The 14163-nt window shown below is 58.5% G+C and carries 9 protein-coding genes; 6 read left to right on the top strand and 3 right to left on the bottom strand.

Going from position 1 to position 14163, the window contains the following annotated elements:
* Window positions 1-95: 95 nt before the first annotated feature.
* From JTM80_RS16720 to JTM80_RS16700, 5 genes are all read left to right on the top strand, one after another.
* Entirely contained in the window at window positions 96-1547 is a 1452-nt protein-coding gene (locus JTM80_RS16720) for a glycosyltransferase family 4 protein (RefSeq protein ID WP_172356370.1), read from the top strand.
* 118 nt (window positions 1548-1665) lie between these two features.
* Window positions 1666-2301 carry a bis(5'-nucleosyl)-tetraphosphatase (symmetrical) YqeK gene (yqeK, locus tag JTM80_RS16715; RefSeq protein WP_205369875.1) on the top strand — a complete coding sequence of 212 codons (636 nt, stop codon included), beginning with the start codon at window positions 1666-1668 and terminating at the stop codon, window positions 2299-2301.
* Between the two features lie 186 nt (window positions 2302-2487).
* A complete protein-coding gene (gene rsfS / locus JTM80_RS16710; protein WP_172356372.1) occupies window positions 2488-2952 on the top strand; it encodes a ribosome silencing factor in 465 nt (154 codons plus the stop codon).
* Between the two features lie 353 nt (window positions 2953-3305).
* Window positions 3306-3824: a CGLD27 family protein gene (locus tag JTM80_RS16705; protein ID WP_172356375.1), complete on the top strand. Its 519-nt coding sequence runs from the start codon at window positions 3306-3308 to the stop codon at window positions 3822-3824.
* A 184-nt stretch (window positions 3825-4008) separates the two neighbouring features.
* The gene (locus JTM80_RS16700; RefSeq protein ID WP_172356377.1) at window positions 4009-4962 is read left to right on the top strand and encodes an asparaginase; all 954 of its coding nucleotides are present in this window, start codon (window positions 4009-4011) and stop codon (window positions 4960-4962) included.
* A gap of 207 nt (window positions 4963-5169) precedes the next feature.
* Here the strand turns inward: JTM80_RS16700 and JTM80_RS16695 are convergent, their stop codons facing one another.
* Entirely contained in the window at window positions 5170-6729 is a 1560-nt protein-coding gene (locus JTM80_RS16695) for an NAD(P)H-quinone oxidoreductase subunit N (protein ID WP_172356379.1), read from the bottom strand.
* 526 nt (window positions 6730-7255) lie between these two features.
* On the opposite strand from JTM80_RS16695, the gene topA reads away from it, so the two are divergent.
* Window positions 7256-10153 carry a type I DNA topoisomerase gene (gene topA, locus JTM80_RS16690; protein ID WP_172356381.1) on the top strand — a complete coding sequence of 966 codons (2898 nt, stop codon included), beginning with the start codon at window positions 7256-7258 and terminating at the stop codon, window positions 10151-10153.
* 102 nt (window positions 10154-10255) lie between these two features.
* Here the strand turns inward: topA and JTM80_RS16685 are convergent, their stop codons facing one another.
* Both JTM80_RS16685 and JTM80_RS16680 read right to left on the bottom strand, forming a co-directional pair.
* On the bottom strand, window positions 10256-11941 hold the full coding sequence (locus JTM80_RS16685) for a peptidase M15A (RefSeq protein WP_172356382.1): 1686 nt from the start codon (window positions 11939-11941) through the stop codon (window positions 10256-10258).
* Between the two features lie 330 nt (window positions 11942-12271).
* Window positions 12272-14053 carry an ABC transporter ATP-binding protein gene (locus tag JTM80_RS16680; protein ID WP_225906661.1) on the bottom strand — a complete coding sequence of 594 codons (1782 nt, stop codon included), beginning with the start codon at window positions 14051-14053 and terminating at the stop codon, window positions 12272-12274.
* Between the last annotated feature and the right edge of the window lie 110 nt (window positions 14054-14163).

Genomic DNA, 14163 nt, shown 5'->3' with positions numbered 1-14163 from the left:
TATCTATCCCTGAGAGCTATTTATCCCTGACAGCAGTTTTTCAGTCTCCTTGGCTTCTGCGTTAGGATGCTCATTCTGCTGGCGCTTTTGGCTACATGCGAATTCTGATCTATTCCTACAACTATTCTCCAGAGCCGATTGGAATTGCGCCGCTGATGACCGAGCTAGCCGAAGGCCTAGTACAGCGAGGACATGAGGTGCGCGTGGTGACGGGGATGCCCAACTATCCGCAGCGGCGCATTTACCCTGGCTATCGCGGACGGCTGTATCAAACGCGGGTAGAAAACGGCGTGCGAGTACAGCGCTGCTATGTCTGGATTCGGCCGCGACCGGGGCTGCTGGGGCGGGTGCTGCTGGATGGCAGCTTTGTGATTACGAGCGTCGTGCAGGCGCTATGGGGCTTTCGACCGGATGTAATTCTGCTGACCACTCCGCCGCTGCCCGTCAGCGTGCCTGCGGCGCTGTTAGGGAAGATTTACCGCTGTCCGGTGGTGCTAAACGTGCAGGATATCTTGCCGGAAGCGGCGGTGCGGCTGGGCATTGTGAAAAATCGGCTGGCCATTCGCGCGTTCGAGGCGCTTGAGCGATTTGCCTACCGCACCGCAACGGCGATCGCCGTGATTGCCGACGGCTTTGCTCAAAACCTGATAAACAAGGGCGTGTCGCCCCAAAAGTTAACCTGTATTCCCAATTGGGTAGACGTAAACTTTATTCGCCCGATGCCGCCAGCCGAGAACCGATTCCGCCGGCAGCACGGCTTGCAAGAAAAATTTATCGTGCTGTATGCAGGCAACATTGCTCTGACGCAGGGCATGGAAACGGTGGTTGAGGCCGCAGCGCTGCTGCGCGATTTGCCCGATTTAATCGTTGCGATTGTGGGCGAGCGCGAAGCCTGTCAGCAGTTGCAGGACTATGCGGGGCAGTGCCATGCAGACAACGTGCAGTTTTTTGACTTTCAGCCGCGAGAACAATTGCCCCATCTGATGGCAGCGGCCGATGTAGGGCTGGTGGTGCAGCGCAAAAATGTGGTGAGTTTTAACATGCCGTCGAAGTTTCAACTGCTGCTGGCCAGCGGCTGCCCAGTGGTGGCTTCGGCCCCGATGGAGGGTGAGCTGGCAAAACTCGTGCTGCACAGCGAGGCGGGAACGGTCGTGCAGCCGGAGCAGCCAGAGCAACTGGCAGAAATGCTGCGCTCGGTCTATCACGATGCGCCGCAGCGGGCCGCGTGGGCTCACCAAGGGCGACAGTATGCCCTCCAGCACTATCGCTTTGAGCAGGCGATCGCCGCCTATGAACAGCTATTCCACTCGCTGACCGGTTTGACAGAGCCAGGAACAGCGGCGATCGCCCCACCCCCTACGCCCACTGCCACGCCACCCGCCGCCCTGCTGCCCAATGGTTCATCACCCAGTTCAGTGCCTAGTTCAGTGCCTAATTCACTACCTAGTTCAACGTCTAACAGTTCAACCGCTAACGGTTCCATGCCCAGCGGATCAACGTCTGACAGCCCCACGAATTCCACCGAGCCAGCCCGTCGCCAATCCTAGCGGTAAGCCAGCCATCTCGTAACCTGCGCTACAATTGATTCATCTGGTGACTCATCTGGCAGGGGACAGTGAGCAAATCTATGCATTCCTATGCATCCTCAAGCAGCATGAATCCAGCATGGTTGATTTAGACGACGACACGCTGCGGAGCCGCATCCTGAGCTGGCTAGAGGCGCAGGTTCCAGCCTCGCGGGTGCAGCATGTGCTTGGGGTCGAGCAGATGGCGATCGCCCTGGCCCATGTTCATAATCTCGATCCACAGCGGGCAGCCCTGGCAGCACTGCTGCATGATTTGGCGAAATACTTCAAACCCCAAACGCTGCTGAGCATTGCGGACGAGGCGGGGCTGCCGCTCGATCCGGTAGATGAAGCCAATCCCCACCTGCTCCATGCCGACGTGGGGGCGATCGTGGCGCAGCGAGAATTTGGCGTGACCGATGCCGACGTGTTGGCGGCGATCGCCAACCATACTCTCGGTCGTCCCGGCATGAGCGCCCTTAGCTGTGTTGTGTTTTTGGCAGACACGCTAGAACCGGGTCGCGGCAACACCGACGAACTGCGTCATCTGCGAACCGTGAGTCAGCAAAATTTAACGCAAGCAGTTTGGATGACCTGCGACTATACCTTCAAACACCTGCTGGACGCTGGACATTTAATTCATCCCCGCGCCCTGCAAACCCGAAACTGGTTTCTCCAGGCAGATTCGGGGCGATGGCGCAGCCCCGCTGCCGAGGCATATCGCGCTGCAACTTGATCGGTTCCAAGATTTACCGCAACTTGATTTTTTGCCCGCTGCTTCGTTGTTCATCACACAATGCAAAACTTTGTTTTTTTGCTATCCTGCCTGCAATCTCGATTTAGCCAGTCTTGAATCCCCGGTTCTATCAAACCCGGTTCTATCAAACCCTGTCCTATCAAACCTAGAGGTACTGAACATTTGATGACCCATGAATCTCCGCTAGAGGCCCTGCTTTCTACTCGGTTGGCTGCCGATGCATCCGCCCCTCACCTCACCCTCGAAACCGACTCCAGCAGCGATGACCTAGCGCTGGCGATCGCCCAGGCCGCCGACGACCGCAAAGGCGGCGACATTGTGCTGCTGAAGGTGGCTGATGTGTCTTACCTGGCAGATTATTTTGTGCTGGTGACGGGCTTTTCGCATGTGCAGGTGAGGGCGATCGCCAACAGCATTGAGCAAACGGTGAAGGAAAAACTCCAGCGAGTGCCCGTGCGAATCGAGGGGCAAGCCGAAGGCAATTGGGTACTCATCGACTACGGCGATGTGATTGCCCACATCTTCCTTGAAAAAGACCGCGAGTTCTACAACCTGGAAGCGTTTTGGGGACACGCCGAGCGGCTGTCTTTTGCGGCACTGCAAAGCGCAAGCCCCTCTGCAAAAGGCTAGGGGAGCGTTTGACGGCCGGCCTTGAGAAGGGGCATTTGACCCGCGTCTTTCAGTCCGGAGCATTTAACTAGAATCTCGCTGGGTCGAGTGCCCTCTGTCCTAGGCGGCTGGGGTTAAACAAGGTAGCGAGGAGCCTGGAAATCACAAAAGCCCTGTGCAGCGTGACTTTTGGCACCGCCTCCTGCCTTCTGTCTGCTCCTAGCTACACCAGATTCGTGGATTACAGTAGACTGCATTCAGGATTGTTTTCAGAATCCGATTTGGAACCAGACTCAGTGCGGATGACGCGAGAAGTCAGCGCACTTCGTTCACCGTTTCCCACCTCGCGCTAGGATGCAGCCCAACTGTTGCCCATGAAATCCTCTCTGCCCGTCTGCCCGGTTCCCTCCGAGCAGCAACCCATCAATGAGTTTCAGGACTTGCAGGAGTCCTGGTTTTTTCGCTGGGCGACGCTCGACCTCTGGCACTACATCAAGCCGATTCTGATTCTCTGGAGCTTGAGTTGGGCGGTGTCTGGGCCTGTGGCGGCGGTCAGCTTTCCGCCCGCGAAATATCCAGCGCTGTTTGCCCTGAGCGCGGCGGTAGGGGCTTGCGTGATTCCGCTGCTGGCGCTAGTGCGGCTGACGCTGGGCTGGTGGTATGTGCGCGATCGCCTTTCCAAGGAAACCGTGTTCTATGAAGAATCGGGCTGGTATGACGGACAGACCTGGACGAAGCCCGAAGAGGTGTTGCAGCGCGATCGCCTGATCGTGAGCTACCAAATTCAGCCTATTATGAAGCGGCTCTGGCGCACGTTTGCCATCTTTGGGCTATTGCTGGTTCTTAGTAGCATTATCTGGGGCATTCTTTCGCATCGTAGCTCGTTGACGTGACTCCCTCGCGAGAATCGTTGACTGGCATCGCCTCGATCCAAAACATCTGCCGTCCACCACACCTGCTGTCAAGCCATCTCATGACACATCATGGCGTTTCTATTGCGCTGGTGGACGCAGTGTGTCACAGTCCTAGAGGCGGAAGACGCTGGACTTTATTTACTGGAAATGGCTAAGGCCAGGAATGACTAGGGGAAAACGAGTACAGACCGCAGAGCTAGAAGTTCGGCTGCTGCGAGAGGGCATTATCGAGTCGCGGCACCTGGTGCAGGCGGCAGTCGCAGACAATCGTGGTCGCGTGCTGTCCGTCGCGGGCAGTGCGGAGACGGCTTCCTTTGTGCGATCGTCGCTCAAGCCGTTTCAGGCGATGGCAGTGACCAGCACGGGCACGCTGGAGCGCTTTGGGTTGAGCGATCGCGATCTGGCGATTATGTGCAGTTCCCATCGCGGCACGATTGAGCAGGTGCGTCAGGTATTCAACATTCTTTGGCGTTGCGACGTTGACCCGTCAATGTTGCAATGCCCCATTCCCGATGGCAAGCGTAGCCCGCTAGAGCATAACTGCTCTGGTAAACATGCGGGCATGTTAGCAGTCTGCCGCCAGCTTGGCTATCCCACCTCCGACTATCTGCAGCGCAACCACCCGGTGCAGACGCTGATCCTGTCCAAGGTATCAGAACTGCTGCGGATGCCTGCGGCGGAATTTATCTCCGCCCACGACGATTGCGGCGCACCCACCTACTTTATGCAACTGGGGCAGATGGCGACGCTGTTTGCCCAGCTTGCGTCGGGCAGCAGCCTGGATCTGGAACGCATTGTGCGAGCGATGACCCATCACCCCATTCTGGTGGCAGGCGAGGGCGAATTTGATACAGAAGTGATGCGCTTGTCGGAAGGGGCGCTGGTGAGCAAGTCGGGTGCAGAGGGGATTCAGTGCATTGGTCGCGTGGGCGAAGGCATGGGGCTGGCGATCAAGGTGATGGACGGAGCCAAGCGGGCCAAGTATGCCGTCGCGGTTCACCTGCTCAAGCAGATCGGCTGGGTGACCCCGGCGATCGCCGAAACGCTGACCGAACGCTACCTAACGCTGGGCAACTTTAAGCGGCTGGATGTGCAGGGCGACCTGACCGTCGTGTGATTTTCCTGGTGTAATTTTTGTATTTTGCAGATCTTGTGCGGTCTCGCACTGCGATCGCAAAACCGTAACCGAAAAACCGTAACCACAAAAAGCAGGTGGCCAATCGCCAAGCGATCAGCCACCCACTTTTCATTCTTCGCTCTTCGCTCTTCCTTCTTCCTTGTTCCTCTTTCGCGCTTCCCCTTCCATCGGAGTGCGGACGCAGCCCTACTCCACAGGATTTGGATGGGCGATCGCCATCAGGGCCCGTTCAACCCGTAGCGCGGGTTGCAGCATCGGCGTGCGGTCAACCGAGTCATTCGCCAGCGTAAACAGCGGATTGGACAGAATGCCCGCCAGCGAGGTGAAGATTAGCGCCGTGACGATGCCTACCTGGAGCGGGCGCATTCCTGGCAGCGTCCAGCGGATTGGCGGATAGTTCTTTACCGACTCAGACATTTCATCCGGCTCCTTCACCACCATCATCTTCACCACGCGGATGTAGTAGTAGATGGAGATCACGCTCGTCACCAGGCCGACCAGCACCAGCGCATAGGCCCCAGCCTGCCAGCCTGCCCAGAATAGATAAATCTTGCCAAAGAAGCCTGCCAGCGGCGGAATGCCCCCCAGAGACAGCAGACAAATGCTCAGCGCCAGCGTCAGCAGCGGGTCTTTTTGGTACAGACCGCTGTACTCGGTAATTTCGTCTGTGCCCGTCCGCAGCGCAAACAGGATGATGCAGGAAAACGCGCCCAGGTTCATGAACAGGTACACCAGCAGGTAGAACACCATGCTGGAATAGCCGGCCTGAGTACCCACGAGCAGCCCGATCATCACAAAGCCGGCCTGACCAATCGAGGAATAGGCCAGCAGTCGCTTCATGCTGGTCTGTGCCAGAGCTACCACGTTGCCAAGCACCATGCTGAGAATTGCCAGGGCGGTCAGCACAAACTGCCACTGATCGGAAACAGCAGGAAAGGCCGTTACCAGCAGGCGAATCGCCAAAGCGAAGCCCGCTGCCTTTGAACCCACTGACAAAAACGCGACTACGGGCGTTGGTGACCCCTCGTACACGTCTGGGGTCCATTGGTGAAAGGGAACAGCGGCAATCTTGAAGGCAATGCCCGCAATCACAAACACCAAGGCGATCACAATGCCAATGGAGTCTTCTAGCCCGGCGATCGCAACGTTGGTGGCGATCGCCCCCAGTCGCGTTTCCCCACCCGACAGCCCATACAGCAGCGACGAGCCATAGAGGAAAATGGCGGAACTGGCCGCGCCAATCAGCAGATACTTCAGCGCCGCCTCGTTGGAGCGGGGGTCGCGCTTCATATAGCCCGTCAGCAGGTAAGACGAGATACTCAGCGTCTCCAGCGACACAAACACCATCACCAGTTCATCGGCCCCAGAGAGGAACATGCCGCCCAGCGTCGCCGTGAGCAAAATCACGATGAACTCGGCCAGCGATGTGCCCGATTGCTCTACGTAGCGCACCGACATCAGGATCGTCAGCGCCGCCGACAGGGCAATGATGCCGCGAAACACGACGCTCAGGGTGTCTCCGCTAAAGCTCCCCAAAAACGAAACGGGTTCGGCGATATCCCACTGCGGCACCAGCGCCACAACGGCCGCCAACAGTCCGGCGATCGCCACATAGGGAGTCCATCGAGCCGACGATCGCCCCACAATCAAGTCTCCGATCAGCACCACCATCAGCGTGGCAATCACAATCCCTTCCGGCAGAATGGTTCCGGCATTAAGCTGGCCGACAAGCGTGGAAAAGTCCATAGGGGGTCTAGCGTAAACGGCGCAAAGTTGAAAACGTGACGGAACAAGACGACCTTATCAGAATCATGGGCAGTTTAGACAAAAGCGCTTGAACGAAACACTCGACAAAACGTTCAAACCGAAAAGTTCAAACCGAAAAAACGTTCAAACGTGGTTGCCGAATCCGCTTTCTGTGGGCAAACTGCTTTTTAACCGCCTGCATTGCAGGTCAGGCTCGTTCCATTTCCTTCCATTTCTAATGGATCATACCGCGCAAATCTGTGCGCTACGTGCGGCTCGGCCGATAATCCCCGTTGTTTCTCCTAATAGCCCCCAAAAGATTTCCTTCTTGTAAAATCCTTACGATTTGAGATTCCCTACTTTTCAAGGCTATGGTCTATAAGTAGAGAACAGGCATCAGTCAAACAGACTGTAATCGCCTGTCTGTAATCGCCTATCTGTCTCGTCCTCGCCCGTCCCCCACCAGATCGAAGCGTTACCGATACGTTCTCCATCTGCGTCCTTTTTCTTAGCACGACTGAGATCCATGTCAACTCTCGTCATTGTCGAATCCCCCACCAAAGCGAAAACCATCCGCAACTACCTGCCGCCGGGCTATCGGGTCGAGGCATCGATGGGCCATGTGCGAGATTTGCCCCAGTCGGCGAGCGACATTCCCGCTTCGGTCAAGGGCGAAGAGTGGGCAAAACTTGGGGTCAACGTAGACGCAGATTTTGAGCCGCTCTACATCGTGCCGCAGGACAAGAAGAAAGTCGTCAAGGCTCTGAAAGAGGCTCTAAAACAGGCCGACGAGCTAATCCTGGCGACGGACGAAGACCGCGAGGGAGAAAGCATTAGCTGGCACCTGCTGCAACTGCTCCAGCCCAAGGTGCCCACGAAGCGCATGGTGTTCCACGAAATCACCGAGGAAGCCATCCGCGAGGCCCTGCAAAACTGCCGCGATGTGGATGAGCAACTGGTTCATGCCCAGGAAACTCGGCGCATTCTAGATCGGCTGGTGGGCTACACGCTGTCGCCCTTGCTGTGGAAAAAAATTGCCTGGGGTCTATCGGCAGGGCGAGTTCAGTCGGTTGCAGTACGCCTATTGGTCAACCGCGAACGGCAGCGCCGCGCTTTTCGCAAAGGGTCTTACTGGGATCTGAAGGCGACGCTGGAGAAAGACGGCAGCAGCTTTGAGTCGAAACTGGTGACCCTGGGTGGCTGCCGCATTGCCACGGGGGCAGATTTTGACGAATCGACGGGACAAATCATCGCCGGACGCGATGTGCTGCTGCTGGGTGAGGCAGAGGCCCAGGCGTTGCACGATCGCCTCCAGTCGGCAACCTGGACTGTCACAGGACTAGAAGAGCGGTCTTCGACACGCAAGCCCTCGCCGCCCTTCACCACCTCGACGCTGCAACAGGAGGCCAACCGAAAGCTGCGCCTGTCGGCCCGTGATACGATGCGCGTGGCTCAGAGCCTTTATGAACAGGGCTATATCACCTACATGCGAACCGACTCGGTGAATCTGTCGCAACAGGCGATCGCCGCCGCTCGAAGCTGCGTTCAACAGATGTATGGCAGCGAATACCTCAGCCCCGAACCGCGCCGCTATTCCACCAAGAGCAAGGGCGCACAGGAAGCCCACGAAGCCATCCGTCCCGCAGGTAGCACCTTCCGCACGCCCCAGGAAACGGGCCTGAGCGGGCGCGAGTTTCAGCTTTATGACCTGATCTGGAAGCGCACGGTGGCCACCCAGATGGCAGAAGTTCGCCAGACGAATATCACCGTGCAGATCCAGGCAGAAGATGCGGGATTCCGCGCTACGGGCAAACGCATTGACTTTCCCGGCTTTTTCCGGGCCTACGTGGAAGGATCGGACGATCCCGATGCGGCAATCGAAAACCAGGAAGTGATCCTGCCTGTGCTGCGGGAGGGCGACCATCCAAATTGTCAGGAGTTGGAGGCGATCGCCCACGAAACCCAGCCGCCCGCCCGCTACACCGAAGCGTCCCTAGTGAAAACGCTGGAAAGCGAAGGCATCGGTCGCCCCAGCACCTACGCCAGCATCATCGGCACCATCATCGACCGGGGCTACGCCCAAATGGTGAACAACAGTCTCGTGCCCACTTTCACTGCCTTTGCCGTCACCAGCCTGCTCGAAAAGCACTTTCCCGACCTGGTAGATACCAGCTTTACCGCTCGCATGGAGCGCACGCTAGACGACATTTCCACGGGCGAAGCCGACTGGCTGCCCTATCTCCAACAGTTTTACCTGGGCGAAACCGGGCTAGACGGGCAGGTGAAGCAGCGCGAGAGCCAGATCGACCCTGCCGAAGCCCGCAGCGTGGATCTGGAGGGGCTGGATGCCAAAGTCCGCATTGGCCGCTACGGAGCCTATATCGAAACCGAAACCGAGGAGGGGCCGGTTAAAGCTACCATTCCCCAAGACTTTACGCCGTCTGACCTGGATGCCGAGCGGGTCGAAGTGCTGCTGCGTCAAAAAACCGAAGGGCCGGACAAGCTTGGATTTCACCCCGAAACGGGCGAACCGATTTACGTGCTGATCGGAGCCTACGGCCCCTATGTGCAGCTTGGCGATGTAACGGATGAAAACCCCAAGCCCAAGCGCGCCTCGCTGCCCAAAGGCGTGCAGCCCCAAGATGTAACGTTGGAGCAGGCGGTGAACCTGCTGGCGCTGCCGCGTTTACTGGGGATGCACCCGGAAACGGGCTGCAAGATTCAGGCGAACTTGGGTCGCTTTGGGCCCTACATCGTCCACGACCAGGGCAAAAACGGCAAGGACTACCGCTCGATCAAAGGCGACGACGACGTGCTGACGATTACCCTGGAGCGAGCGCTGGAACTGCTGGCAGAACCGAAGGCAGGGCGCGGACGCGGACGGGCCGCGGCTCCGATTCGAGAATTAGGCCCCCACCCGGAAGACGGCGAACCCGTGAACCTCTACAACGGCCCCTACGGCGTTTACATCAAGCACGGCAAACTTAACGCCTCCCTGCCTGAAGGCGAAAAAGCCGAGTCCATCAGCATGGAAGCGGCCCTGAAAGCGCTGGCAGAAAAAGCCGCCACCAAGAAAACCTCGCGCCGTTCCAGCAAAACTGGCGACGCAGGCACGAAGACTTCGGGCACCAAGACAGCGACCAAAACCACCAAAACAACCCGCGCAAAGGCTGGCACGGCTCAATCCAGCACGGCTAAATCCAGTACAACTAAATCCAGCACGGCTCAATCCAGCACAACTAAGGCGGCCGCTGCGAAGAAGACAACCAAATCTGCTAAATCGACGGCGGAGGCCGAAGCTGAGGTAACGCCAACCGAACCAGCGCCCGCCAAAAAAACGGCAGCAAAATCCACCCCTGCCAAGTCCACAACCCAAAAAGCGGCATCCACCACGCGCAGCACCAAGTCCACCAAAGCGTCCTGAGCGTCTGATTGACTTTGGCTGGTGCTGTTGACTGGAAATGCCTGATGCTGGGCATTTAGAAAAGCCTAATTTAGAAACGCTTAACTCTAGAAGCGCTTGATTCTAGTAAACCCAGCGGACGCGGTGATCTGGCTCTGGGCTGGCGATCGCCCCCCTGCTCTCTAGGTAGACCAGCGCTGGATATTGGGTAAACCGCCCTAGCCCACCTGTCCACCAGGGATCGAGCGTCCAGTAAATCTGCTGCCCGGTAAGACCGTCGCAGTAGAACAGCAGGGCACTGCCAAGCGTATGCTGCTCTGGACTGGGGCCAGGCAAGGCTCTGGCTGCCTCTGGAGAACAGTGCCATGCGATGATATGGGGCGATCGCCCTAATCGCGTGGCCACCTGTTCCATCGCCGTCGCCAACTGCACGATCGCCCGCATCGCCGCCAGATTTTTCGGCAGGTACAGCCCGCCTTGGGTCGCCTCCGCCCAGGTCAGCCGTCCGCCAGGGGCGATCGCCCCGTGCAGTTGAATCGTGTCTAGCGTCCACTCGGTTTGCAGCACGGGCAGCAGGTCGGGTACGGGTGCAGGCGTTGCGTCTGGAGAGCCGGGACGTGCCGATTGCAACTGCCGCAGGTCATCCACGAGCGATCGCACGGTGGTCTCGCCTGTCTCCAGCCCCCGCCAGGTCTGCACCAGATGCAGCAGGGCCACGCGCTGAGCGTCGGTTTGGCGATAGGCAGCGGGAATCCGCTGGACAAATCGCAGAAGCTGCTGATCAAGCTGGCGAGCAGCATCCAGCAACGCAGCGGGGCTGGCGCTCATCAAGGATTCTGGATCTACACCCAGCGTCCGCACGGCTGTCGTGCGCGAATCCAGGCCTTGCCATAGGCGAAAGGTTTCCGTCAGGGCATTGCGCTGTTCCCCTTTGCCCAGGTAATGCGCCGGAAGCCGCTGCACAAAAGCCATCAGCGCCGGGTCTAGCGTGGTCAAATCTGGGGAAAGGGGATCTTTCTTTTCTAGAGAGGCGATCGCCGCTTCTCGGCTGGGCAACTGTCGCCAGCACTGCACCAGCCGCAGCAGCGCCTCCCGCTGATGGGGATAGCCCGCGTAGTTGAGCGGCAGGCGGCGGCTCAGGTCTTGCAAGGCGATGTCCAGGCGGTCCGTAGCAGGCAGCGCGTCTGGCTCAGAGGTTGACCCACGGGGCAAGAGCGAGTGAATGGCGGCTGATTGGCTGTCCAACTTCCGCCAGAGTCGCACTGCCTCCAGCAGTCCGTCTCGCTCGTGGCTTAGCCCGCGATAGGTTGCAGGCACTTGTTCCAGGAAATTCAGCAGCGCCCCATCCACAAACGCCAGGTTAGACGGCAAACCCGCCGCCAGATGGTCTGCTTCCACCCTTTGGACATAGGCCCGCAGCAGCGCCCCGCCGTCGCAGGGTTCGAGCTGGGCGGCGTGGGTGTCGTTGGGCGGCGGCAAATAGCCCTCCGCCAAGGCGGTCAAAAAGCGATCGCCATAGCGCCCCCGATCCACGTCCCACAGGTCAGCGCTTTGCCAGCCCTGAGCAATCAGGCGATCGGTGATGCTGCGAACCGTGCTGGCGACGACCTGCGCCTGTCCAGGTAGCGTTTCTACCTCTGTCAGCGCCACCTGGTTGGCAGGCGAGATGCCGAGGCCGACTTCACCATCGCTCAGGGTTGGAGCCTGATGCACCGCGTGGAGGGCCGCCAGCAGCGGCGCATGAACCCCAGCGCGATCGCCCGCCTGTTGAAAACATGCCCTGCGCTGTGCGGCGTTGAGTGGTTCCATCGCTCCCTGTCCTCCCAGTCTTGCAATTCGGCTTCGCGATTATCCGTCGCGGCTCCAAACGACTATCTGCCCTCCCAATTTACCCGCTGATGCCCATTTGGAGACAGGTTGGAGATTTTGGATTGGGGATTTTGGATTTTGGATTGGGGATTTCGGATTTTGGATTGGGGATTTTGGATTTTGGATTGGGGATTGCCAGACTAGGCGTTGATGAGGTCTCCGGGCATTGGCGCTTGTGAGAAGCGCTGTAAGAATTGATCTGGGATTGATCTGGGTGTCAGGACGGGGGGCGGGGCAAAAGCATTGGACAAGATAGTTGAGATGGGCAGTTTAGGCGGAGGCTACGACGGATTTCTTCACCTGGGATTCCAAAATCACGCCGTAAAGCGGACTGGTTTTCAGCAGTTCCTCGTGGGTGCCCTGGGCCACCAGTCGCCCCTTGTCCATCACCAGAATGCGATCGGCAGTGCGGACAGTGCTGATGCGCTGGGCTACTACGAAGGAGGTGCAGGTGCGGCGGCGCATCAGGTCGTCGAGGGCGGCTTGAATCTCGGCGCTGGTCTTGGCATCCACGGCCGAGGTGCTGTCGTCCAGGATTAGGATGTTGTAGTCGGTCAGCAGTGTGCGGGCGATCGCCAATCGCTGCTTTTGCCCGCCTGATAGCCCCACGCCCCGTTCCCCGACGAGGGTGTGATAGCCCTCCGGCAAGCTAATGATAAAGTCGTGAATTTGCGCTGTTTTTGCCACGGCGATCGCCTCTTCTAGGGTGGCGTGGGGCTTGGCGTAGGTGATGTTGGACAAGATTGTGCCGGAGAACAGCGTCGTTTCCTGAAACACGATGCCGATGCGCGATCGCAGGCTTTGCAGCGTGAAATCGCGCACATCCCGCCCATCAATCCGCACGGCTCCGTCTGTCACGTCGTAAAATCGGGGAATTAGGTTAACCACGGTGCTTTTGCCCGATCCGGTCATGCCCAGGATGGCGATTAGCTCGTTGGGCCGGGTCTCGAAAGACACATGGCGGAGGGCGGGCGTGCTAGAGCCGGGATAGCGGAACGACACATTCTCAAACGTGATGCGGCCGCCGCAGGTGACAAACGGAACCGCTTTGGGGCGATCGCGAATTTCGATTTCAGCATCCACTACTTCATACACGCGCTCTGCCGAAGCCGCTGCCTGGGCGATCGCCGGGGCCGCAAAGCCAATCAGCAAAATCGGCTGCAAAATCAGCAGCAGGTAGGAGTTAAACGCTACCAGTTCGCCTACCGAAAAACGGCCGCCAATCACAGCCGCGCCGCCATAGCCGATCACTGCCACTGTCACCAGGTTGCTCAGCAAAAAGATAAACGGAAACGTGTTGCGAATTGACCGCACTGTTTTCAGGTTCGCCGCCACCAGGTCTTGATTCAGGTGGGAATAGCGCTCCGTTTCCACGTCCTCGCGTACAAACGCCTTGACTACGCGCACGCCGATCAGGTTCTCTTGCAGCACGGCGTTTAGATTGCTCAACTGTTCCTGCACTTGGCGAAATAGGCTGCTGTTTTGCCGCAAAAACCGCGCCATCAGCCAGCTACTCGCGGGCACGACCGTCAGCGTGATCAGCGCCAGTTCCCAGTTCATAATCAGCAGAATGATGGCGATCGCCACCAGCGTCACCACGCCGCTGATCACCTGAATCAGGCTGGTGCTGAGAAACGTCCGCACCTGCTCGATGTCGCTGGTCACTCGCGTCAGCAGTTGCGAGGTCTGCGCTTGGTCGTGGTAGCTAAAGCTGAGGTTTTGAATTTTCTGAAAAATACGGTTCCGCAGATCGTAGGCGACCCCCTGCGACAGCGCCTCGGCACAGAAACTTTGCCCAAAGTTGAACACGCCCCGGGCGATCGCCGCCGCCACCAGCCCACCCGCCCCGTACAGCACCACGCGCAGATTGCGCTGCGCGACCCCTTGGTCAATGGCCCAGCGGAAGAGTTGCGGTGTTGCTGCGTAGGCCGCAATCAGCAGCAGCGCACTCAGCAGCCCGCCCAATGTCAGCCAGGGATAGTGCCGCAAGCTGCCCAAAACGCGCTGGAGCGGCAGCAGTGAAGATTTTTCTTCCAGATCAGACGATGGCACGGCTCAGCGGCCCCCGAAGCCCTAAAACAATTCCCTCAAGCCTATCAGACTAGGGGCGATCGCCGTTGCACCAGCCCGTCCCTTACTTGGCTGCCAAGCCCTTGCCCCCG

The organism is Thermoleptolyngbya sp. PKUAC-SCTB121, from assembly GCF_016919485.1.
Classification (GTDB): Bacteria; Cyanobacteriota; Cyanobacteriia; order Elainellales; family Elainellaceae; genus Thermoleptolyngbya; species Thermoleptolyngbya sichuanensis.
This window is presented reverse-complemented; position numbering and strand designations above follow the sequence as displayed.

Coding starts and splice junctions, on each gene's coding strand:
- JTM80_RS16700 (WP_172356377.1), top strand. CDS start 4,009: ATGACTAGGGGAAAACGAGTACAGACCGCAGAGCTAGAAGTTCGGCTG.
- JTM80_RS16685 (WP_172356382.1), bottom strand. CDS start 11,941: ATGGAACCACTCAACGCCGCACAGCGCAGGGCATGTTTTCAACAGGCG.
- topA (WP_172356381.1), top strand. CDS start 7,256: ATGTCAACTCTCGTCATTGTCGAATCCCCCACCAAAGCGAAAACCATC.
- JTM80_RS16695 (WP_172356379.1), bottom strand. CDS start 6,729: ATGGACTTTTCCACGCTTGTCGGCCAGCTTAATGCCGGAACCATTCTG.
- rsfS (WP_172356372.1), top strand. CDS start 2,488: ATGACCCATGAATCTCCGCTAGAGGCCCTGCTTTCTACTCGGTTGGCT.
- JTM80_RS16705 (WP_172356375.1), top strand. CDS start 3,306: ATGAAATCCTCTCTGCCCGTCTGCCCGGTTCCCTCCGAGCAGCAACCC.
- JTM80_RS16720 (WP_172356370.1), top strand. CDS start 96: ATGCGAATTCTGATCTATTCCTACAACTATTCTCCAGAGCCGATTGGA.
- yqeK (WP_205369875.1), top strand. CDS start 1,666: ATGGTTGATTTAGACGACGACACGCTGCGGAGCCGCATCCTGAGCTGG.